At 57.9% G+C, this 20,469-nt stretch carries 15 protein-coding genes; 9 read left to right on the forward strand and 6 right to left on the reverse strand.

Translation table 11 applies throughout. The annotated features are described in order from the left end of the window. Window positions 1–134 precede the first annotated feature (134 nt). Window positions 135–731: a hypothetical protein gene (locus tag AAIA72_RS10165; RefSeq protein ID WP_369600204.1), complete on the reverse strand. Its 597-nt coding sequence runs from the start codon at window positions 729–731 to the stop codon at window positions 135–137. A gap of 269 nt (window positions 732–1,000) precedes the next feature. Here AAIA72_RS10165 and groES point away from each other — a divergent pair, with 269 nt between their 5' ends. After that, window positions 1,001–1,315: a co-chaperone GroES gene (groES, locus tag AAIA72_RS10170; RefSeq protein ID WP_369600205.1), complete on the forward strand. Its 315-nt coding sequence runs from the start codon at window positions 1,001–1,003 to the stop codon at window positions 1,313–1,315. Further along, the gene (gene groL, locus AAIA72_RS10175) at window positions 1,312–2,943 is read left to right on the forward strand and encodes a chaperonin GroEL (protein WP_369600206.1); all 1,632 of its coding nucleotides are present in this window, start codon (window positions 1,312–1,314) and stop codon (window positions 2,941–2,943) included. Before groES ends, groL begins: the two co-directional genes overlap by 4 nt. A 51-nt stretch (window positions 2,944–2,994) precedes the next feature. Here groL and AAIA72_RS10180 read toward each other — a convergent pair whose 3' ends face one another. From AAIA72_RS10180 to AAIA72_RS10195, 4 genes are read right to left on the reverse strand one after another with little or no spacing between them, the layout of a single operon-like run. Then, window positions 2,995–4,356, reverse strand: a complete 1,362-nt coding sequence (locus AAIA72_RS10180) for a lysine N(6)-hydroxylase/L-ornithine N(5)-oxygenase family protein (RefSeq protein WP_369600207.1) — start codon at window positions 4,354–4,356, stop codon at window positions 2,995–2,997. Continuing rightward, window positions 4,349–6,079, reverse strand: coding sequence for an IucA/IucC family siderophore biosynthesis protein (locus AAIA72_RS10185; RefSeq protein WP_369600208.1), 1,731 nt, complete (start codon window positions 6,077–6,079; stop codon window positions 4,349–4,351). Before AAIA72_RS10185 ends, AAIA72_RS10180 begins: the two co-directional genes overlap by 8 nt. Before the next feature lie 11 nt (window positions 6,080–6,090). Beyond that, complete coding sequence (locus AAIA72_RS10190) at window positions 6,091–6,960, reverse strand: GNAT family N-acetyltransferase (protein WP_369600209.1); 870 nt, start codon at window positions 6,958–6,960, stop codon at window positions 6,091–6,093. A gap of 17 nt (window positions 6,961–6,977) precedes the next feature. Then, on the reverse strand, window positions 6,978–8,507 hold the full coding sequence (locus tag AAIA72_RS10195; RefSeq protein WP_369600210.1) for an IucA/IucC family siderophore biosynthesis protein: 1,530 nt from the start codon (window positions 8,505–8,507) through the stop codon (window positions 6,978–6,980). Between the two features lie 391 nt (window positions 8,508–8,898). Between AAIA72_RS10195 and AAIA72_RS10200 the strand changes: the two genes are divergently transcribed. Genes AAIA72_RS10200 through AAIA72_RS10220 form a run of 5 tightly spaced genes read left to right on the forward strand, consistent with a single transcriptional unit; the run spans window position 8,899 to window position 15,847 of the window. Then, complete coding sequence (locus AAIA72_RS10200) at window positions 8,899–9,885, forward strand: hypothetical protein (RefSeq protein WP_369600211.1); 987 nt, start codon at window positions 8,899–8,901, stop codon at window positions 9,883–9,885. 35 nt (window positions 9,886–9,920) lie between these two features. Beyond that, a complete protein-coding gene (locus tag AAIA72_RS10205) occupies window positions 9,921–10,733 on the forward strand; it encodes an ABC transporter ATP-binding protein (RefSeq protein ID WP_369600212.1) in 813 nt (270 codons plus the stop codon). Next, window positions 10,721–11,605: an iron-siderophore ABC transporter substrate-binding protein gene (locus tag AAIA72_RS10210; protein ID WP_369600213.1), complete on the forward strand. Its 885-nt coding sequence runs from the start codon at window positions 10,721–10,723 to the stop codon at window positions 11,603–11,605. Before AAIA72_RS10205 ends, AAIA72_RS10210 begins: the two co-directional genes overlap by 13 nt. Further along, the gene (locus AAIA72_RS10215; protein ID WP_369600214.1) at window positions 11,602–13,515 is read left to right on the forward strand and encodes an iron chelate uptake ABC transporter family permease subunit; all 1,914 of its coding nucleotides are present in this window, start codon (window positions 11,602–11,604) and stop codon (window positions 13,513–13,515) included. The genes AAIA72_RS10210 and AAIA72_RS10215 overlap by 4 nt, the downstream gene beginning before the upstream one ends. A gap of 55 nt (window positions 13,516–13,570) precedes the next feature. Then, window positions 13,571–15,847, forward strand: a complete 2,277-nt coding sequence (locus AAIA72_RS10220) for a TonB-dependent receptor (protein ID WP_369600215.1) — start codon at window positions 13,571–13,573, stop codon at window positions 15,845–15,847. Here AAIA72_RS10220 and AAIA72_RS10225 read toward each other — a convergent pair. Then, complete coding sequence (locus AAIA72_RS10225; protein WP_369600216.1) at window positions 15,844–16,233, reverse strand: hypothetical protein; 390 nt, start codon at window positions 16,231–16,233, stop codon at window positions 15,844–15,846. The two genes, AAIA72_RS10220 and AAIA72_RS10225, sit on opposite strands and share 4 nt — an antisense overlap. 159 nt (window positions 16,234–16,392) lie before the next feature. On the opposite strand from AAIA72_RS10225, the gene nosR reads away from it, so the two are divergent. Continuing rightward, entirely contained in the window at window positions 16,393–18,519 is a 2,127-nt protein-coding gene (nosR, locus tag AAIA72_RS10230) for a transcriptional regulator NosR (protein WP_369600217.1), read from the forward strand. Window positions 18,520–18,550: 31 nt separating this feature from the next. Beyond that, window positions 18,551–20,452: a TAT-dependent nitrous-oxide reductase gene (gene nosZ, locus AAIA72_RS10235; RefSeq protein ID WP_369600218.1), complete on the forward strand. Its 1,902-nt coding sequence runs from the start codon at window positions 18,551–18,553 to the stop codon at window positions 20,450–20,452. Window positions 20,453–20,469: the final 17 nt, after the last annotated feature.

The raw sequence follows: 20,469 nt of genomic DNA on the forward strand, positions 1-20,469 counted from the left end.
GCAATATCAATCTTGTTACCAGTATAGACCGGAAAACCGGACAATGTGATGACAATCCGCGCCACATCCCGCAAAACGCCCGGGCTTGGGGGGTTCTGATTCGGGCAGCCGTCACGGCGCCGAAACGGCAGGCCTCAGTGGCGGGTCTGGCCGCCACCCAGGGTGATGCCCGCCGCCCGCAACTGATCAGCGGCCTGCTCGCTTCCGGTACGCAGCCATTCGGAGTACACGGACATGATGTCCTCCGCGTTACGGGTCACATTGCGCCGGGCCGCGCGGGCCACCCAGCCCATGTACTCGGCAAAATGCCGCGCCATGGCTTCAAACAGTGACTGGTTGCGCTCGGCATGCTCGGAAAGATAGTCATAGGCACTGCTGCCCATGCTGATAAAGTAATCCGTCTTCAGGCCCCGGCGACGGTACCGGTCCGGAAACAGGGCGCCCACAAAGAGTGCCTGTTCGCCCAGTTGTCTCAGAATCAGGCAGCGCTGCGACGGCTCGCGGGCTTCGTAAGCTTCCTTGTAGAGCAGGGCCAGCGGGCGCAGATGCATCCCGTCCTGATCGTGACTGAACAGCCGGGATGAATGGCCCAGCCGGGCCAGCACCGCCCCCAGATACCAGAGAATATCCTCGGGCACGGCTTCGGCCCCCTCATCCGTCACCTCACTCAGGCGCTCCTTGAAGAAACGGGCCAGATCACGCTCGAAAACATCGCTCAATGTGTCGGACATGCCTCACCTCTCATGCCTCAACATTGAAAATATAGGGACAGCCGCCCCGGATTTTCAACTTTTCATGCCGCGCATCCTTCTGAATCAACGCTTATTCCAATTTGTTTTTAACAAAAGCACATGTAATGAACAATTCATCTAAAGATTCAAGTTTTCTCCCCTCTTGAAACCCGGCAGGGCGTCCTTAAATAGGGGCCCAAGGGAGCGTGCTCCATGCACCCGAAACCCAAACGAGTGATTTGCTGAGAATCAACGGGAGGATTTCTCGCATGCATATCAAACCGCTCTATGACCGTGTTGTGGTCCGTCGTCTTGAGGCCGAAACCACAACCAAAGGTGGCATCATCATTCCTGACAAGGCCGCAGAAAAGTCCACTCAGGGCGAAGTGCTGGCCGTGGGCGATGGTGCACTGAAAGAGAACGGTGAGCTGCGTCCGCTGTCCGTGAAGGTGGGTGACCGCGTGGTCTTTGGCCAGTTTGCGGGCACCGAAATCAAGCTCGACGGCGAGACTTACCTGATTGTACGTGAATCTGACATTCTGGCTGTGATTGATGACGTTCAGACTCAGGAGAAAGCAGCATGAGCGCGAAGATGATCAAGTTTTCCCAGGAAGCGCGTGAGCGCATGCTGGCCGGTGTCAACATCCTGGCTGACGCCGTGAAGGTGACCATGGGTCCCAAGGGCCGCAACGTGATCCTGGACAAGAGCTTTGGTGCGCCCCGCGTGACCAAGGACGGCGTGTCCGTGGCGAAGGAAATCGAGCTGAAGGACAAGTTCGAGAACATGGGTGCCCAGATGGTCAAGGAAGTGGCCTCCAAGACCGCAGATCTGGCTGGTGACGGCACCACCACCGCAACCGTGCTGGCTCAGGCCATCGTGCGTGAGGGCCACAAGTCCGTTGCTGCCGGCATGAATCCCATGGATCTCAAGCGTGGTATTGATCTGGCAGTGAATGCTGCGGTGGACGAGCTGCACAAGCTGTCCAAGCCCTGCGATGACAACAAGTCCATCCGTCAGGTTGCCACCGTCTCCGCCAACTGGAACACCGACATCGGTGACATCCTGGCCAAGGCCATGGAAAAAGTCGGTCGCGACGGCGTGATTACCGTCGAGGAAGGCAAGTCCCTCGAGAACGAGCTGGAGGTGGTCGAGGGCATGCAGTTCGACCGCGGTTACCTGTCTCCGTACTTCATCACCAACCGCGACAAGATGCAGGTCGAGCTGGACAACCCCTATGTGCTGCTCTATGACAAGAAGATCAGCAACATCCGCGATCTGCTTCCGGTACTCGAAGCCGTTGCCAAGGCCAACCGTCCGCTGCTGCTGATTGCCGAGGATGTGGAAGGCGAAGCCCTGGCGACACTGGTGGTGAACAACCTGCGCGGCATCCTGAAGGCTGCTGCCGTGAAGGCGCCGGGCTTTGGTGATCGTCGCAAGGCCATGCTGCAGGATATCGCCATCCTGACCGGCGGCCAGGTCATTTCCGAGGAGATCGGTCTGTCTCTGGACAAGGTTGAGCTGGATCAGCTCGGTTCAGCCAAGCGCGTGGTGATCACCAAGGAGAACACCACCATCGTTGACGGCGCCGGCAAGAAGGAAGACATCGAAGCCCGCGTGGCTCAGATCCGCAAGGAAATCGAGGCCAGCACCTCCGATTACGACCGCGAGAAACTGCAGGAGCGCGTGGCCAAGCTCTCCGGCGGTGTGGCCGTGATCAAGGTGGGCGCGGCGACTGAAGTGGAGATGAAGGAGAAGAAGGATCTGGTGGACGACGCCCTGCACGCGACCCGTGCAGCCGTTGAAGAGGGCATCGTGCCGGGTGGCGGTATCGCGCTGGTTCGGGCGGCAGACGCTGTCCGCAAGGCCGAACTCAAGGCCGCCAACGAGGACCAGAAGGCCGGTATCCGCATCGCGCTGCGGGCGATGGAAGAGCCGTTCCGTCAGATCGTGGCCAATGCCGGTGTCGAGCCGAGCGTGGTACTCGACAAGGTGCGCAGCAACGACAGCGTGTCCTGGGGTTACAACGCTCAGACCGAAGAGTATGGTGACATGCTCGAAATGGGTATCATCGACCCGGCCAAGGTCACCCGGACTGCGCTGCAGAACGCTGCGTCTGTCGCCAGCCTGATGCTGACCACCGAGGCCATGATTACCGACGCGCCGGAAGACAAGAAGCCGGCAGCTCCGGCGGCTCCGGACTACGACTTCTGATCCGGATCAAGTTCCAGGGGGCGTTAACGCCCCTGTCTTTTCCACCGGATGTCATGCCGGAAAAGCGCTACACTCACCTCTGCTTGTTGATTCTCCGCTCTTCCCCGCGTTCTCTCTGCCCCGCTCCTTAGCCGGCAAAAAGCCCACAAACGAGTGTTCAGGCTCGGTAGAGTAGAACGAATCTCCCAGTACGGCATTGATAATCCTCGCTGCTCTCCAGGCCATAAGGCTCATCTGAGGCTCCGCAATACCCAAACGTACTCTCCCACTGTTCACACGAAAAAGCCGGGGACCCGAACCCTTCAACGGCACTTCAAAATCCAGATTTTCCGCTTCGGCCAGGGGATTACTGTCCGGCAGATACTCCTTCAGTTGGTCCAGACATGATGGGTAACGGTTATCATAACCGGTTGCGCAGATTACCCGGTCAGCTTCAAACCATTCGGACTCGCCACACAACAAATGCTCTGTCTGAATCAGGACACGACGGTTCCTTGCCTTCATTGAGCGCACACTTCGCCCCACCAGAATCTCCGGCAACGATTCTGGCGTCAGAATACTCATGCGATAGAGCAACTGGTAAAGCTCTTTGAGGGTCTCCCCCGAGATACCGTCAGAAGCCATTTTCTGTTCAGCCACCAATCTTTGTCTCACGGGCAGATCCAGCCGTACAAAAGCGTGCATCCAGGCCGGAGTGAAAAATTCGTTAACGAAGTGGGAGTCGTCCAGTACAGACAGTGTGGGTCTGCGGGTAATCCATAGTATTCGCCTTGAGGCGCCCCAATGATGACGCAACAGATTGAGAACAATTTCAGCACCACTCTGCCCGCCCCCAATGACAACAACGGTCTGCCCTTCACAACTGAAATCAGTCAGGCTCAGGTCATGGCTATGTGTGATATGGGAGGCCATTTCCGGAGACACCTCGCACGGCCACTTGGGTTGCAATCCTGTACCGACACACAGAGACCTTGCGAATACAGGCTGATTCAGGCCATCGACACTGATCCTGAAGTAATCACCTTCGTGTCTCACAGAACTGACACGACAACCAAAGTGCACATTTGGCAGTTGCTCAGCCACCCATCGGAGATAGTCTGCAAACTCCGCCCGGCTGACAGTTTTCATATCGGCATGTAGAAACCGGTAAAATCTGCGATGAGCAACCAGATAGTTCATGAAACTCCATCGGCTGGTGGGCTTCACTGGTGTCACCAGATCCTTGAAGCAGGATGTCTGTAATGAACTGCCAGGCAACATCATTCCCGGGTGCCACTCGAACTCTGGACGAGCATCAAAGAAACAGGTTTTCAGCGGCCTTCCCGCCTGTGCGGCCTCATCGGCCAACGCAGCAATGCTGAGATTGAAAGGGCCACACCCTACACCAACCAGATCGTAACGCGAATCATTCATTCGTATACTCCTGTAGCAAGGGGTTAGGGATCGGAGAACCCAGTTGATGACGGGGCCGTCCTGATGTATCACTATACCCACCTTGGTAGCGCACCCGATTCACCAGCAGCCGCGCGATATCGGAGCGAAATACTCCGAGCGCAGTAAACCTGTCTGCCAGCTCCGGATGACTTTGTTCCACGGCTCTCAGCCTCCGCCCCAGAAGATGAAAGAACTTCCCCGAGGTCAGGTGTCCATCGTCTGCCAGGACGCGTGCAACAAATCTCAGCGTACTCATGATGTGCCCGGTAATGAGATCATGAGCCAAGTGATCAGGGGGTAAATGAGCAACCGCATCCAGAATCTTTTTCGGCAAGTCCGGATAGGACATCGTGTTGTCCAGGCGAACGTCACCATGAAAATCCTTTATCAAGGCCCCAACAGGCACATGATCTCTTAACCGGACACCAATATTCTGGCCGTGAGCGATGACACCTACACCATGCCTGGCTATCAGCAGGTACAAAGGCGCTGACACATGGTCAAAAAGGTTGCTCAACCAATTCTCAGGCTCGACCGAAGAACGCCTGATCAGCTCACTGATCAGACTGACACCATCCCCGGCACGCTGGTACAAGGCCGCCAAAGGCAGTACTCTTTCTTCTGACGGTGCAACCATGGATGACGACTCCCGCCACACAGCTCCAAGCAACTCCCTGTATCGATAAGGAATCCCTTCCGTCTGATGATAAAGCGGATGAGGCACGTGCAGGCTTAGCAGGTCGCGCTGTATCGTCAGGGGGCGGGCAAGCTCGTCATCCTCCTGTAACCGGTCAGCCAGCCATGCAGACAGTTCAGGCCCCGCCAACGCCGGCTCAGCGGGAATGCCCCGGTAGCAGGATGTATTGAGCACTGTCAGTGACAGCTTCAGATCAGGAAGCGGTACCGCATTCACCGGTTCCATCGAGAGCGTTCTGACGGACATTTGTGGCCACCACTGGCCGGGCACGACACCGGCGTACCAGATCTTCCCCGACTGAATCATGTCCGCATAATGAATACGGATATAACGCTCGTATTGCCAGGGATGAACCGGAACGGGTATGAATTCGCCGGCTTGAAGTTCGTGTTCCCGGCACAATGCCAGACACTGGCAGAAGCCTTCCGGTGATACCTTCTTGATAAGGGCCCAAGGGTCAGCTGCCTGAGGTGTCATGGCAACAGAATCGCGTTCAACCAAAAGCACCGCCACGCCTGTTGGCCGTCCCGACTCCGGCCCCCACCGTTCAAAGTCATCCGCTCCCCAGCCCAGCCTACCACGGTTTGCCAGAATTTTCGGATGACCATCAAGCAAACCTTCCAGGTGGTACGGCGGGAGTTCGAGTAAATCTTCCGCCGTCATGCTCCCGAGTCGTTCCATCTGAATTCTTCCGGAATACAGGGTATTGCCAAGGTCTTCCAACAACATCCCCAGTACAGTGGGATGGATCCCCAAAGCCGGTGCCAGGCCGATGAGTATCTTTTCGGCTCTCGGGACCTTGCCATGCTGATTCCGGATACTTTCCGGACAGATATGCAACCCGCCCCAAGGCTCTCTGGTACCTTTGAATATCAGCCTCTCACTCCCGGCAGACAAGCTATAGAACCCCAACATCAACTCTTCGGGAACAAGATCCTCTTCATAGATTGCTTCGCTCAGCAGCCGCGCAATCGTCTGAGCGTGCAGTCTGTCGCACACTTCCATGCTTGATTCCCTCATAGCCGGGTGGTATGGAAGAAGGCGAGGCGGTCACATTTCACCAAGGCCGCGCGCTTGTGCGGAAAATCAAACTCCCGCTCCTTATACCAGGCTGTCTGGGAGAGGTATCTCAACAGAACTGCATTATCCGCGCGCGGCTCCCCTACCAGACAGCCGGTGCGAGGATCCAGCAGGAAGAGAAAATGACTGATTCCGTTGATCAGATGAATGGCTCGCCCTCGGCCGAGGAACCACGCCTCTCCGACCAACAGGTGAAATCCCGCATCCCATGGCTGAGCGTCATAGTAATCTCCCAACCGGTCTTCCTGGGCCCAGTATGCCTCAACGTATCCAAAAGGGTGCTCGTCCAGGCAGGCAATGAGCGGCATGCTGTGAGGATCATCAAGACGCTCTCTAAGATAGTCATCCAGCTGCTTCCGGGGCCAGGCATACTCCCAGACCCGTGATACACGCGGCTCGTTCTGCCAGCGCCAGAATCGTTCCCCATCCTCAGTAACGCTTGCACACCGCAATGACAGAGTGCCGCCAAGTGCCGCAACATGGCGCTCATATACAACACCATCAGGCAGCACGGCGCGCGCACTCTGCGCAAGGCCTGCATACGGCGTCACTGGCCAGAGAGCAGGTGATAACCAAGGCTCTCGCAACTGGTAAAATAACGCCCGGTCAATACGGCCACTACGAAGGACAGACACTCCGAGGCATGACAACAAAGGGATCCAGTCCTCCCTGTTTTCTTCCGGTACTTGCAGGCTGTCCACTCCGAAACGCTGGAAGAAAGCGTCCACACGTTTTGCCTGGGCTACCAGACTACCTGGAGCGTTCTGAAATGCCGAAGCCAATTCCGAGTCAGAATTGTGTGTCATTGTGTTCTCCTGCCCTATCACGATACTGATACCTCCTGCTGGCTCGCATTGCCGGAAGGGGAATGCACCAAAGGGTTTGGCCACGTGGTGTACAACGAAGAGATATCGGTGGCCGAGTTTTCGTTCACCCCCGAGAAGGCCAGATAGAAGTTCCGTTTGCTGTACAAGACCGGGCTCGTGAGCAATGCATCCACTACCGAGCGGTCACGCAGTTTCTGCCATCGATCTGCCTGCAACCACTGCCGGAGGTCATGCCGCAAATCTCTCTCATCACAAAACCGGCTGAGCATTGCCATGACCTGAAACGCAGAATTGACAAACAGGTAATAGGTCAGCAGTTGCGCACCGAGTGCTGCGGAAATGCAATTGCCAGCCGACGGGTGCAGCCTGACGGACCGATCCAGCACATCCCGCGCCAACGGTGTGAATCCCGTGCCCTGACAATCACGGAACCAGGCCCTGCAGGGCAAACCATCTGACAGCTCCAGCAAAAGGTTCTGTTGATGCGCCCCGAATAACAAGCCCAGAGATCCCTGCGCTTCGAGCAGAGGTGCCACCACCAGGTCCAGAAATCCGCGCAACCAGTCCCGTGCCTGATCTTCAGGCCGGAATGCCCTTCCAATCAGGCGCTCAAGCAAACAGACACGAGATATCGGGTGGGGCTGCAACAGTAAAGCCAATGGCTGAACCCGTTGCCCTGGACCGAATGGATGACTTCTCCAGGACGCTGCCGTGGCCTCCAATGCCTCCTCCCGGGTATCGACCATAACCGCCGCCACCGGTTCTTCAAGAATATGAAAGGCAGGATGGGCATTTTTCCAGCTTTGAACAGCCTCCTCCCGCAGAATATCACTCAGGAGCGCTCCGCGCTGCAGCTCCTGCTCCCTGAGATGGCGCAGGGAGTTGGTCAGCCTGACTGACAAAGACGACTTGAACATCCATGGGAACCCGCTGGCATAAAGTGTTCTCACCGAACTTGTCGGCCGCCACGGTGGCCCCGCCAGGCACACGTCCCGAACCCAGCCCAGCGCTCTCCACCTGGCCAGGTCGCCACTGATTTCCCACCGGCGATGCTGAAAAGGATGCACAGGCAGCCATCGCAGCCCGGTCCGGTCAGGAAGCACCGACCGGGCAATGGCATCCCACAACCCGGGATCTCCCATTACCCGCAAATGATCCGGGATCACGGCATACCAGAAGAGCCTGAAGGACTGGCCGTATTCCGGCGTGTACCGTTCAATGTCCTCATCCCCAAATCCATCTCTCGCTTTTGGGCACGGATGCACCGAATGGCCTGCAAACAATGTTGCTTCAGCATCCTCAAAACAGAGGTCGGTATTCTCAAGCCGGGCCATTAGTGCCCGGTTGCCCAGACTTCGGCGGATAGCCTGAATGCTGCCACTCACCCGAGAAAGAAAATGTTTGCGCTGCGTATCTGAAACTTCAGGCCATACTTGAGTTTCCGAGACCAGCACATCCACAGCTTCAGTCAGGGTCAGCTCGGCTTCCTTCTGCCCCATGCGCGTGCAGATGGCGGGCAACTCCACCCACCACCTTCCGAAACCCGACCTGCGGGCAACTTTTACGGACAAACGCCCCCCGGCCAATGGAAAGTGCAACCAACCGGTCCCATCCTGTCCTGTATCGTCTTTTGTACCAGGCCATTCACGGGCCAGCGCATTGAAAAAAGCCTGGGCTGACTGCCAGTCGGCGCAGAGCTCAACATCAGTCATAGATATCCCACCGTTGATTTCAAGGAGAAATATGACAATAATCACTTTCTAATACAAATGCAAATCATTTACATCTATGCGCTTGATCGTTGGTTTATGCACTGCCATCCAATCTGCCTGGATCCTGCTTTTGCCGGCACTCCCGGATCTGTCACCACTGAGTTATTCCCAGTGGCTCTTGATCGTAACTCTGGGACAGGCTGCCATGGTGCCGGGATTGATCTGCTGGATCACGATGTTGCAGCGTCAACCGACTGAACACATGTTCTACAGATGTGCTTTACTGTTTCTCTGCGCAAATACTGTGTTGCTACTGACTTTAACGGGGTACAGCAGCCACTGGATTGCTCCGCTCGCAGCCACGGTCCTGCTTGCAGGCGGCAGGATATGCCACGGGGCATCCAGTGCCGGACTGGTGCCAATAGCTCAATCCTTCAAATCTGATCAGAGATCCTTTCTCCACTTCGCAGATATTTCAGCATCAGCCCAGGCTGGCAGACTGATCGCCCCTCTGATGATGCTTTTCTCATGGAGTACCTCGCTTTACGCAATCAGCTTTCTGCTGGCCCTCCTGGGCGCAGCACTCTTCTTTCGTCCGTCCTCCCCGGTTCCCCGAAGTGTCGCAACAAAAACACTGCCACCCAGTCATATCATTGCGGCGATGTTGCACATGCTGAAGGCACCTTGTGCATTGCTTGCAGCGGGTATAGCCATGCTTCTGAGCTACCTTCAGCTGACGCTGGCACCAATGTGGATGCGAATGCCGGGAGTAGAAGCTGACAGTGTCATTCTCTGGCTGGCAACGACGCTGCTGCTGTCCGGCGCTGCAATGTCCATCTGCCATGCCTTCCTTTCGCGACGTCCTTGGATTCGCCATGTTCAGATGGTCTCGCTCACACTCTCCATCATTCTGGCCATGCAGCCCGAGCCATTCGCCCATATCGCCAGCATCACGTTACTGTCCCTTGGAATTGCCCCTATCATTCCCGCATACACTACAGGACTCCATCTGCAACAACCTGCGCCCGGCATTGCCGGAGGGACACTCACACTGTCCCACAGTCTCGGCAGCCTTTGCGGAGCGGTCCTTTCCTACTTGTCAACAACTTCAGAACTGCTTTTTGTTGTGCCTTTCGTAGCCGCCACGGGCGCGCTATTATCGCTAATTCTATTGCAAATCAGACTCATTTAGTTTCAAATACAATAAAACGTATCTGGATTCCCGGCATGATTTCTCTGGACTCTCTTTCGCTCGACAAAGGAAACTCGCGCTTGCTGCACCCTGTGACCGCAAGAATCCCGGGGCAGCGTATCACGGCTGTCATCGGACCCAACGGCAGCGGAAAGAGCACTTTGCTTTCTGTATTGGCAGGCCTGACCCCACCCTCACAGGGAACAGTCAACATCAATGGAACGCCCCTGAACCTGCTCCCGGCAAGGCAGAGAGCCCGACTGGTTGCGCTCCTGCCTCAGAGTGCTCAGCGGCCACAGAACATGACTGTTGAAGAAGTAGTCGCTTGCGGTCGGTATCCCTGGCAACGGTGGCAGGGCTGGCTCAGCGCGCAAGACAAAGCCATCATCAGTGATGCCATGCGGGTGTGCCAGGTCAGTGCCTGGCGGCACCGGCGCATCACCGAATTATCCGGCGGCGAGGTTCAGCGTGTCTGGCTGGCCATGGCGTTAGCCCAGGATACGCCTGTTCTGCTGCTGGACGAACCCACCGCCTGGCTTGACCTTCATCATCAGCTGGACTTGCTGCATCGTGTGCGGTCAATTGTCAGACAACACAAGAAGACTGTGGTCTGGGTTCTCCATGATTTGAACCAGGCACTGCGGTACAGTGATCATGTTCTGTTGCTCCATCAGGGACATCTGCGCTTCGCGGGCCCTCCCAGCCAACTGCTTGACTCGGATCTGGCCGAAGAAGTGTTCAGAGTCAGACTGATCAGACTCACTGACCCCCAAGGCCAGCCGACGCTTGATTTCAGGCTACAGCGCACCGCCACCACCACAAGGGCTGAACCCGTATGCTGCGCCTGACATCGACCCTGCTGGCAGGCCTGATATTCAGCACATTTGGCCATGCAGGCCAAGTCCGCGTTGCCGCACTGTCGTGGACTGCAACAGAAATGCTGCTGTCTCTGGGCATCACACCTGTCGCTGTTGCCAGCCAGAACGGTTACCGGATATGGCAATCAAACACTCCGCCGCTACCTGAGGGCGTCGCCGAGATAGGTTACCGGGATCGCCCCAGCCTTGAGGCTCTTGCTTCCGCACGACCTGCTGCAATTGTAGGTTACCCATGGCGTCATGGACCGGCTCGTCAGTGGTTAGAACGCATTGCTCCGCTGGTGCTGCTTCCCCAGTACAGCCGTGACGAGCCGGATATGGATTACCTTGACCAGATGCGCCGGAACTTCATCCGGCTGGGCGTGCTCACCGGCCGTGAGGCGCTGGCCAGGCAGCAGCTTCAAGCCATGAACGATGTGCTGGCGCGCTGTGCCCGGGTTATCCGGAAACACGGCCTCCAGGGCAGCCCGGTGCTTTTCGGAAAGCCCGTCGGAATGGGACTCGGTATCAGGATATACGGGACGGACTCCATGCCTTCCGGGGTCCTGATGCGCCTGGGGCTCCAGGTTCCCCCGATACGCACTTTGCCCGGGAGGGATTTCTCACATTACTCGGGAAGCCGGTTATTGCAGTTGCCCGCGGCAAAGCTGCTGCTCTCCGCAAAAGATACTGTCCTCCGGACCTCTACGACCGCTGATCCCATATGGCGCCTGCTGGAAGCCAGAAAGGAGCGCCGGGTGTACTGGCTTCCCGCTCTCTGGAGCTACGGTGGTCCCGTATCGGTTGTGCGCATGGCCGAGCTGACCACTTATGCACTGACCGGGACCGCCACATGCGAATGAACCGTTTATTCTGGCTTGCCTGTGCCACGCTGGTATTGACAGGAACGGCGTTGACACTGCCTCCCTTCGGGCTGTTGTCCGCCAGCACGCCTGAAGGCTCCGGGGCCTTTTACGAACTGGTCTTGTCCAGAACGGTTATGGCTCTGAGCTGTGGTGCGGTGCTCGCGGGAGCAGGGTACCTGATCCAAACGGTGCTGCAAAATCCGATGGCCAGCCCGACTACACTCGGTATCATGGGTGGCGCACTGACGGCAACCATTATCGCTGAGTGGTTGGTACCAGGCCAATGGCAATGGCTGGCGACACTCGGCGGTGCAGGCCTGGCTGCTTCGGTCACTCTTTTTGCAAGCCGTGCTGCAGGTGGTGGCACACACACGACACTGCTCACCGGGATGGCACTTTCTCTTGTCCTTTCCGGATTGAACTCGGGTCTGCTCCTGCTGTTTGAGAACCGACTGGAAGGCGTCTTTCTTTGGGGCGCAGGCAGCCTGGACGCCATTCGATGGACAGGCACACTGGAGAGTCTTCCTTTCTTTTTACTGGCATGCGCGCTGCTCTGTCTGAGCATGCCGGCACTTCGCGTGTTCCGCCTGGGGCAGAGTCCGGCACGGCTTCTGGGCGTCGGAGCACTCACCGTTTACGGTACGCTCGGGCTTGCGGTTGCCGTCAGTTCACTGGCAACCTACCATGCCGGCATTCTGGGTTTTGCCGGGCTGGCATCTCCCCATATTGCACGTGCCATCCCCGACCGGTCATATCCGGAGCCACGGATGCCGGAAGTCATGCTGGCGGGAATGGCCGTAACCATCGGTGCCGACATTCTTGCCCGCCTGCTTTCCTTCGGGGATCTCCCCATCCCGACCGGAGCGCTCACTGCGCTGATCGGCACCCCCATCCTTCTCATTCTTATCTGGCGGGTACGCAGCCAGAATCAGCCTGAAGCTTCGGCACGGCTGGACGCCGCTCATCTCAAACTGCCAGCGACTGCGAGCCTGACAATTCTCGCCGGCGGCATTGTTTTGCTTGTTCTGACAGAATCATCGCTCAATCTGGACAGGCTGCTTGTCGGGGGGCTTGCCGGAGGTGCCCTCGGCATTTCCGGAATGCTGTATCAGTCCATTCTCCGGAATCCGGTAGCAGGCCCCGATATTTCCGGGGCGTCCGGGCTGGCCATACTCGGGGTTGCGATATGCCTGTCTTTCTGGCCGGATGCCCCGCGTCAGCTGTGGCCTCTGATTGCCGGATTGTCAGGACTCATCGTTGTGCCTCTGATGATCCGTATTCTGAAACGCGATCAGCTCGCCCCGGCCAGAGTGGCAGTCGCGGGACTCGGCCTTGCAGCGCTGTGTTCCACCCTGGCTACGCTTGTCCTGGTCATGGGTGGCTCTCAGCAAACGGAAGTTCTGGCCTGGATGAGTGGCTCCCTGTGGGCTGCGGATCCGGCAAACTCAATACCGCTTGTCACCCTCATGGTGATCATGATTCCCTGGCTGTTCACACAGACATCCCTTCTGCAGGCCCTCCAGCTGGATCCTTTCCACAGCCGTTCCTTGGGAATCATCCCGGAAAGAGGTCCTGCCTGGCTGCTCGCCGGCGCCACCCTTCTTGCTGCGCTGGCGGCGGGAGTGGCAGGTGGCATGGGCTTTACCGGCTTTCTCGCGCCCCACATTGCCCGCCTGCTGGGGCTACGCCACCCCACCCACCTCCTGAGTGGCTCTTTTCTCAGCGGTGCGCTGCTTGTCATGATGGCGGATGCACTGGGTCGCGAAATGATGGCCCCATTCGAGATGACAACAGGTGTGGTCGCCAGCGGTCTGGGCGGCAGCATTCTGGCGTTACTGGTGTGCTCCCGGTTTTGGCGGCATACCCCCGCACTCGGCACGGCACTCATGACGCACAACAGGCTATGAGACAACAAGAAAGGGATCAGCACATCTACACATGTCTCAAATCAGGAGAAAGCAAATGAAAAGCACTTTTCCGGCCAAAACCCTATTGCTGTTACCAGCCATGCTGGGGGCCGTGAATTCAAACGCACAGACAAACCTCGTTCTGCAGGATCTTGTCGTCACTGCAACACGAGCACCTCGCTCCCTCTCGGACTTGCCAAAACCGGTTCAGGTCATTGATCAGGACCAGATAGAAGAGTCGGCCCGAAGCGGTGCTACGGTTTCTGAGGTCCTGGCCCGAGTGGTACCCGGCATGGCACCGGACACCCAGCTCACAACAGACTTCACTCAGACACTTCGTGGGCGGGACGTCCTGGTTCTCATTGACGGAATACCGCAAACCGAAAACCGGCGAGTCAGTCGCCAGCTCAGCACCCTCAATCTGGACCAGATTGAGCGTATTGAGGTTGTCCCCGGTGCAACAGCCGTCTATGGCTCCGGCGGAACCGGAGGAATCGTCAACGTCATTACACGGGAAGCTGTCACAGAGGGGACGGCCTTTTCCAGTCGTGCAGGCCTGACCATGAATGCATCCACCAGCACTCTGAGCCGCAGCCGCTGGCAGGTCGGCCAGTCGGTTTCCCACAGGGAGCAGGCACTTTCCCTGTATGCTTCCCTGAGTCTGGAAACCCGGGAAGACAGCCAGGACGCCACGGGGCAGCGACTCGCACCCGAACCGGCTCAAATCGGCCGGGATGACAGCCGTGCTAAGGATTTCCTTTTCAAGCTGGGTTATGAGCTGGACGACTCTCGCAAGCTCACCTTTACCGCAGAACTCTTTGAAGATGACATGAACTCGCGCTTTGGTCCCAACTATGGGCCTGCCGCCGTTTATGTGGTCTCGGGCGGTATGGTACCGGTTGAAAACCAGGCCGCGGAGGGCCTTGAGCTCGACGCCCAGCCCTACAGCCACCGCAAGCGACTGGAAGTCGCATACACTGATTCGGTCACGCCGTGGGGCAGTCTCAATCTGGTCACCTACTTTCGTGATCGGGACTATCAGTTCTTTCCCTTTCCCGCAGCCTTGCCCAACCTTCCCGGCCTTTCAGCTCAGGCCCGGCTGGCTGTCAACCAGTCCAGAAGCCAGTCCTGGATCAGTGGCACCAAGTTGGTATTTGACCGAAAGCTGACCGAGGAAACGTCCGTGACCTGGGGCGTGGATCTTGAACGGGAAAAAGGCCGCCAGCATGCACGCAGCTATGATCCGGTGACATTCCTCGCAAGCAATGGATTGCATTACCGCGCGACAGGAAGCGAGTATGACTATGGTCCGTCAGTGACCACCACAAAATCCGCCTTGTTCGGGCAGCTGGATCATGCCCTGTCAGACGCCCTGACATTAAGTGGAGGGCTGCGCTATGAACGCATCCGACAAAAGATCAGCAGCTTCACATCTCCCTACGAGAGTCTCATAGACCAGGCGTACGATCTTTCCGGGCTGCCCGCTGCATTTTCCCCGACACAGGTCCCGGCTTCTTCGCTACAATACAACACGCTGACTTCAAACCTGGGGTTCAGACTGAATCTTGCAAACGGCCACAGCCTGTTTGCGTCATACAGCGAAGGCTACGAGCTGCCGGATACGGCCCGCCTTCTGCGCAACGCCATTGCTGCGGACAGTCAGCTGACGCTGATTACGGGAGGGGCCTATACGCCTGTGGATCAGATTGATCTGGAAGCGATCAGGATCAGGAGCTTTGAGGCCGGTTGGGAAATGTACCATGACCGTTTCACGACGCATCTGACCGGCTTCTATAACCGTTCGGACAAGACTGCTGTATTCAACAGTGACTACTCAGTGTCGGTCCTGACCCAGCCCAAACGTATCTATGGTGCCGAAGCGGCGCTGGACCTCTGGCTGAGCGATACACTGACAGCCGGCGTGTCATATCTGTTTACCGAAGGCCGGACTCAGGACTCGGATACCGGCATCTGGACTGATCTGGACGCCAGTGAAGTGCCCCCGGAAAAATGGACCACCTATGTGGCCTGGCAGGATAGTGATGCGCGTTTCCGCCTTGAAACCATCAAGGTTCAGGATTATCGCAAAGCCACAGAGGTGGATGCTCAGGGCAATCTGACGCCCGTCAAACCCATTGAAGGATACCTGGTGGTCAATGCCAGCGCTTCATTTGATCTCCCGGCAGGAACACTCGGCCTCGGTTTGCAGAACCTGTTCAACCGCAAGTACAAGACTGTATACGCGCAATGGGCGGAAGCAACCTATGGCACACCATCAGGCATACAGGCACGGGGACGCACCCTGACCGCAACTTACCAGATAACGTATTAAGTGCACTGCCCGGAGAGCCACCTCCGGGCACATTCCCAGGCTGCTTCCCTGGAGTCGACCAGCTCCAAAGGCACAGGAAATGCCTTGGCAATCTGGGGCCTGCTGAGCTTTGCCCGCTGCTGCCGGTCCCGCACGATTCGTATCACCGCCCGGCACCCTGAGCGCAACAGCGAACGATTCGCCTTCATCCATGTCACCATATATCGGCGCGCCCCGGCCTCGATCTCATGCGCTTCCGCACTTTCCACCACCAGTACCGCCGAGTCGGTCCCCGATAAGTGCCCGGCTACCTCCGACAACCATGAAATCATGTGCTGTGCTGTGACATGCCCGATAAAGCGCACATAGATCACATGGTCATGCACTTCCTGTTCAATACCGTTCATAATCAGATCCACTTCGTAATGCTAATCATTATATTTTATATTATTTTCAGACTCGTTGCCTGCTCACGATCAACACATCCGGATGACATTGACTTGGGTCAATGCCTCCCCCTTCTTCCACGTTAGCCTGCCTGCTATCCACTCACCATGGAGAGAGGCATGGCTATTTCCAAGGGATTCCGGCAACTCGTCCTGATCGGTATCGCGCTTCTGGCCCTGCTGGTCAACGCGGCGTGCGCCAGCACCAAACCCGAAGACCGTCTCCACACCCTGTTCCCGGACCTGACCGACATTCAGCCCACCCAGGCGGGCACCCTGCCGGTATGGAAAGTGGTCAGGGAGGATACCCTTCTGGGCTATGCCTTCGAAACCGTGCAGGTCGTGAATATCCCGGCCTATTCCGGCAAGCCGGTCAATGTGCTGGTCACGCTGGATCCGAAGGGCGTCATCAAGGATGCCTATGTGCTGGAGCACCACGAACCCATCCTGCTGGTCGGCATCCCCGAACAGAAACTCTTTGACTTCACCGCCCAGTATTCGGGCATTCCGGCCGGCAAGAAGGTCGTCGTGGGCACCGCCTCGGACGACAGCACCGAGACCGTGGATGCCATTACCGGAGCAACGGTGACGGTCATGGTGGTCAACGAGGCCATTACTCGTGCCGCACAGAAGGTGGCGCTGGCGCTGGCGCTCATCAGCGGCAAGACGCTGGTATCACCGGGCAAGGTACTGCCTTATGATGCCACGGAAAATTGGCAGACCCTGCTTCAGCAGAATGCCCTGGGTCGCCTGCACCTGACCCGCGGCGAGGTGGGTGATGCCTTTCGCGGTACCGAAGCCGAAGGCGTGGACGCTGCGCCGGAATCGGCCCGCCAGGAGACCTTCATTGACCTGTATTTTGCCCTGCTCACCCCGCCGGCCATCGGCAAGAGTCTGCTGGGCGAAGATCAGTACCGCTGGCTGACCAACGAGCTCAAGCCCGGCGATCATGCCATCGCCGTCATGGCCAATGGTCTCTATTCATTCAAGGGCAGTGGTTATGTACGGGGCGGTATTTTCGACCGTGTGCGGGTGCGCCAGAACGGTAATGACATCAGCTTCCGGGATCTGGACTATTTCCGTCTCAGCGATGTGTACGCCGGAGGTATGCCCCGTTTCAGCGAAATGGCCATCTTCATTGTCCGCGGTCACTACGAATTCAACCCCGCAGCGCCCTTTGCGCTGGAACTGGTGGTACGCCGCCAGACCGGGCCGCTGACCAGTACCTTCGTCAGCTTTGACCGGGAACTGGCTCTGGGTGCCCCCTACGTGGAGCCGGCCGTGTATGCCGAGCCCAGCGCCGAACCGCAAGGGCCGCTGTGGGTGCAGATCTGGCATCAGCGCGCATTCCAGATCACGGTGCTGGGCATCAGCCTGGTACTGCTGTTTGCCATCATGTTCCTGCAGGACTGGCTGGTGCGCTACCCCCGGTTCCTGCACAACCTGCGTCGGGTCTTCCTGATCTACACCGTGGGCTTCATCGGCTGGTACGGTCTGGCGCAGCTTTCCGTTGTCAATGTCCTGACCTTTGTCCATGCCCTAATGAGTGACTTCCGCTGGGAACTGTTCCTCAGCGATCCCATGCTGTTCATTCTCTGGAGCTTCACGGCCGCCACCATCCTGCTCTGGGGCCGAGGGGTGTTCTGTGGCTGGCTCTGTCCGTTCGGTGCGCTGCAGGAGCTCATCAATGAGGCTGCCCGGAAACTGAAAATCCGCCAGTTCGAGCTGCCTTTCTTCCTCCACGAGCGCCTGTGGGCCCTCAAATATCTGATCCTGCTGGGTCTCTTCGGCATCTCCCTGCAATCCATGGCCGAAGCAGAACGCTTTGCCGAAGTGGAGCCCTTCAAGACCTCCATCATGCTCATGTTCCAGCGTGAGTGGTGGTTTGTGCTCTATGCCGTCGTGCTGCTGGTGGCGAATATCTTCACCCGCAAGGTGTACTGTCGCTACATCTGCCCGCTGGGCGCTGCCCTGGCCATTCCCAGTCGCTTCCAGATCTTCCAGTGGCTGCGCCGGCGCAAGGAGTGCGGCCAGCCCTGCCAGCTCTGCAAGGTGGAGTGCGAGATCCAGGCCATTCATCCCGACGGTCACATCAACACCCAGGAATGCCACTACTGCCTGGATTGCCAGATGACCTATCACAACCCGAACAAGTGTCCGCCGCTCATCAACAAGGCACGACGGGCACGCAAAGCGCAACCTGCCGGTGACCGTATTCCGGCTGTTGAACTGGAAACGGCCTCCTGAGGCCACTGTCCTGATACACGGAGAAAGCACAATGACAGACAAGAAAGACCTTCAGAAAGATGAGCCTGCCGGCGTTACCCGCCGGGGATTTCTGGGTGCGGCCACCCTGGGCAGTGCCGGCGCACTGGCGGCTGCCGGCCTCGGCGGCATGGTCCTGAGCCGCGAAGCCTGGGCGGATGCGGTGGAAAAGGCCCGCAAGGAAGCCACTATCGAGCCGGGCCAGCTGGACGAGTACTACGGTTTCTGGAGCGGCGGCCACTCCGGCGAAGTGCGCATCATGGGCCTGCCGTCCATGCGCGAACTCATGCGGATTCCCGTCTTCAACATCGACTCGGCCACCGGCTGGGGCCTGACCGATCAGTCGAAGCGCATCAAGGGTGACTCAGCCCATCTGCTCGCCGGTGACGCCCACCACCCGCACATGTCCATGACGGATGGCCGCTATGACGGCAAGTATGTGTTCATCAACGACAAGCTGAACACCCGCGTGGCCCGGATCCGCTGCGACATCATGAAGTGCGACGCCATGCTGACCATCCCCAACGTGCAGGCGATCCACGGTCTGCGGGTGCAGAAGGTGCCCCATACCAAATACGTGTTCTGCAACGGTGAATTCCGTATTCCCCAGCCCAATGACGGTCGTGACCTGACCGATCCGGCCAAGTACTTCACCATGTTCAACGTCATTGATGCCGAAAAGATGGAGATGGCGTTCCAGGTGATCGTGGACGGCAACCTGGATAACACCGATGCGGACTATACCGGTCGCTTTGCCGCCGCCACCTGCTACAACTCAGAGGAAGGGGTGACGCTGGAAGAAACCATGCGCAACGAGCGCGACTGGGCCGTGATCTTCGACATCCACGCCTGTGAAGCCGCGATCAAGGCCGGCAAGTACACCACCATTGGCGACTCGAAGGTACCGGTACTGGATGGCCGCAAGGAGGCCAACAGCCCCTTTACCCGTTATATCCCGGTGCCCAAGAGCCCGCACGGCATGAACACCTCGCCCGACGGCAAGTACTTCGTCGCCAACGGCAAGCTCTCGCCCACCGTGACCGTGATTGCCATCGACCGCCTGCCGGATCTGTTCGCCGGCAAGATCAAGGAGCGCGATACCGTCGTGGCCGAACCGGAGCTGGGGCTGGGGCCGCTGCATACCGCCTTCGACAACAAGGGCTATGCCTACACCACCCTGTTCATCGACAGCCAGATCTGCAAGTGGGATGTGGAAAAGGCTATCCGCGCCTATAACGGCGAGAAGGTCAACTACATCGTGCAGAAACTGGACGTGCAGTATCAGCCGGGTCACAACCACACCACCATGGGTGAGACCCGTGATGCGGATGGCAAGTACCTGGTCTCCCTGTGCAAGTTCTCCAAGGACCGCTTCCTGCCCGTGGGCCCGCTGCATGCCGAGAACGATCAGCTCATCGACATTTCCGGTGACGAGATGGTGCTGGTTCATGACGGCCCCACCTATGCCGAGCCCCATGACTGCATGATCGTGCACCGCAGCAAGGTCAAGCCGCGCAAGATCTGGGACCGCAATGACCCGTTCTTTGCGGATATCCGCGAATGGGCGAAGGAAGATGGTGTCAACCTGGAGCAGGACAACAAGGTCATCCGCAAGGGACCGAACAAGGTGCGCGTGTACATGACCTCCATTGCGCCCAACTTTGGCTTGACCGAGTTCAAGGTGAAGCAGGGCGACGAGGTCACGGTCATCATCACCAACATGGACATGATCGAAGACGTGACCCACGGCTTTGCCCTCTGTCAGCACGGCGTGAGCATGGAAATCGGGCCGCAGCAGAGCAGCTCCATCACCTTCAAGGCAGACAAGCCCGGCGTGTTCTGGTACTACTGCCACTGGTTCTGTCATGCGCTGCACATGGAAATGCGCGGCCGCATGATCGTGGAGAAGGCGTAAGCCATGCCTATCAGGGA

The organism is Thermohahella caldifontis, from assembly GCF_041153465.1.
GTDB classification, from domain to species: Bacteria; Pseudomonadota; Gammaproteobacteria; order Pseudomonadales; family Oleiphilaceae; genus Thermohahella; species Thermohahella caldifontis.

What these genes read in the sequence shown, in the direction of transcription:
- AAIA72_RS10200 (WP_369600211.1), top strand. Translation starts at nt 8,899, where the DNA reads ATGGTGCCGGGATTGATCTGCTGGATCACGATGTTGCAGCGTCAACCG.
- AAIA72_RS10190 (WP_369600209.1), bottom strand. Translation starts at nt 6,960, where the DNA reads ATGACACACAATTCTGACTCGGAATTGGCTTCGGCATTTCAGAACGCT.
- AAIA72_RS10210 (WP_369600213.1), top strand. Translation starts at nt 10,721, where the DNA reads ATGCTGCGCCTGACATCGACCCTGCTGGCAGGCCTGATATTCAGCACA.
- AAIA72_RS10225 (WP_369600216.1), bottom strand. Translation starts at nt 16,233, where the DNA reads ATGAACGGTATTGAACAGGAAGTGCATGACCATGTGATCTATGTGCGC.
- AAIA72_RS10220 (WP_369600215.1), top strand. Translation starts at nt 13,571, where the DNA reads ATGAAAAGCACTTTTCCGGCCAAAACCCTATTGCTGTTACCAGCCATG.
- nosR (WP_369600217.1), top strand. Translation starts at nt 16,393, where the DNA reads ATGGCTATTTCCAAGGGATTCCGGCAACTCGTCCTGATCGGTATCGCG.
- groL (WP_369600206.1), top strand. Translation starts at nt 1,312, where the DNA reads ATGAGCGCGAAGATGATCAAGTTTTCCCAGGAAGCGCGTGAGCGCATG.
- AAIA72_RS10205 (WP_369600212.1), top strand. Translation starts at nt 9,921, where the DNA reads ATGATTTCTCTGGACTCTCTTTCGCTCGACAAAGGAAACTCGCGCTTG.
- AAIA72_RS10215 (WP_369600214.1), top strand. Translation starts at nt 11,602, where the DNA reads ATGAACCGTTTATTCTGGCTTGCCTGTGCCACGCTGGTATTGACAGGA.
- nosZ (WP_369600218.1), top strand. Translation starts at nt 18,551, where the DNA reads ATGACAGACAAGAAAGACCTTCAGAAAGATGAGCCTGCCGGCGTTACC.
- groES (WP_369600205.1), top strand. Translation starts at nt 1,001, where the DNA reads ATGCATATCAAACCGCTCTATGACCGTGTTGTGGTCCGTCGTCTTGAG.
- AAIA72_RS10185 (WP_369600208.1), bottom strand. Translation starts at nt 6,079, where the DNA reads ATGGAAGTGTGCGACAGACTGCACGCTCAGACGATTGCGCGGCTGCTG.
- AAIA72_RS10165 (WP_369600204.1), bottom strand. Translation starts at nt 731, where the DNA reads ATGTCCGACACATTGAGCGATGTTTTCGAGCGTGATCTGGCCCGTTTC.
- AAIA72_RS10180 (WP_369600207.1), bottom strand. Translation starts at nt 4,356, where the DNA reads ATGAATGATTCGCGTTACGATCTGGTTGGTGTAGGGTGTGGCCCTTTC.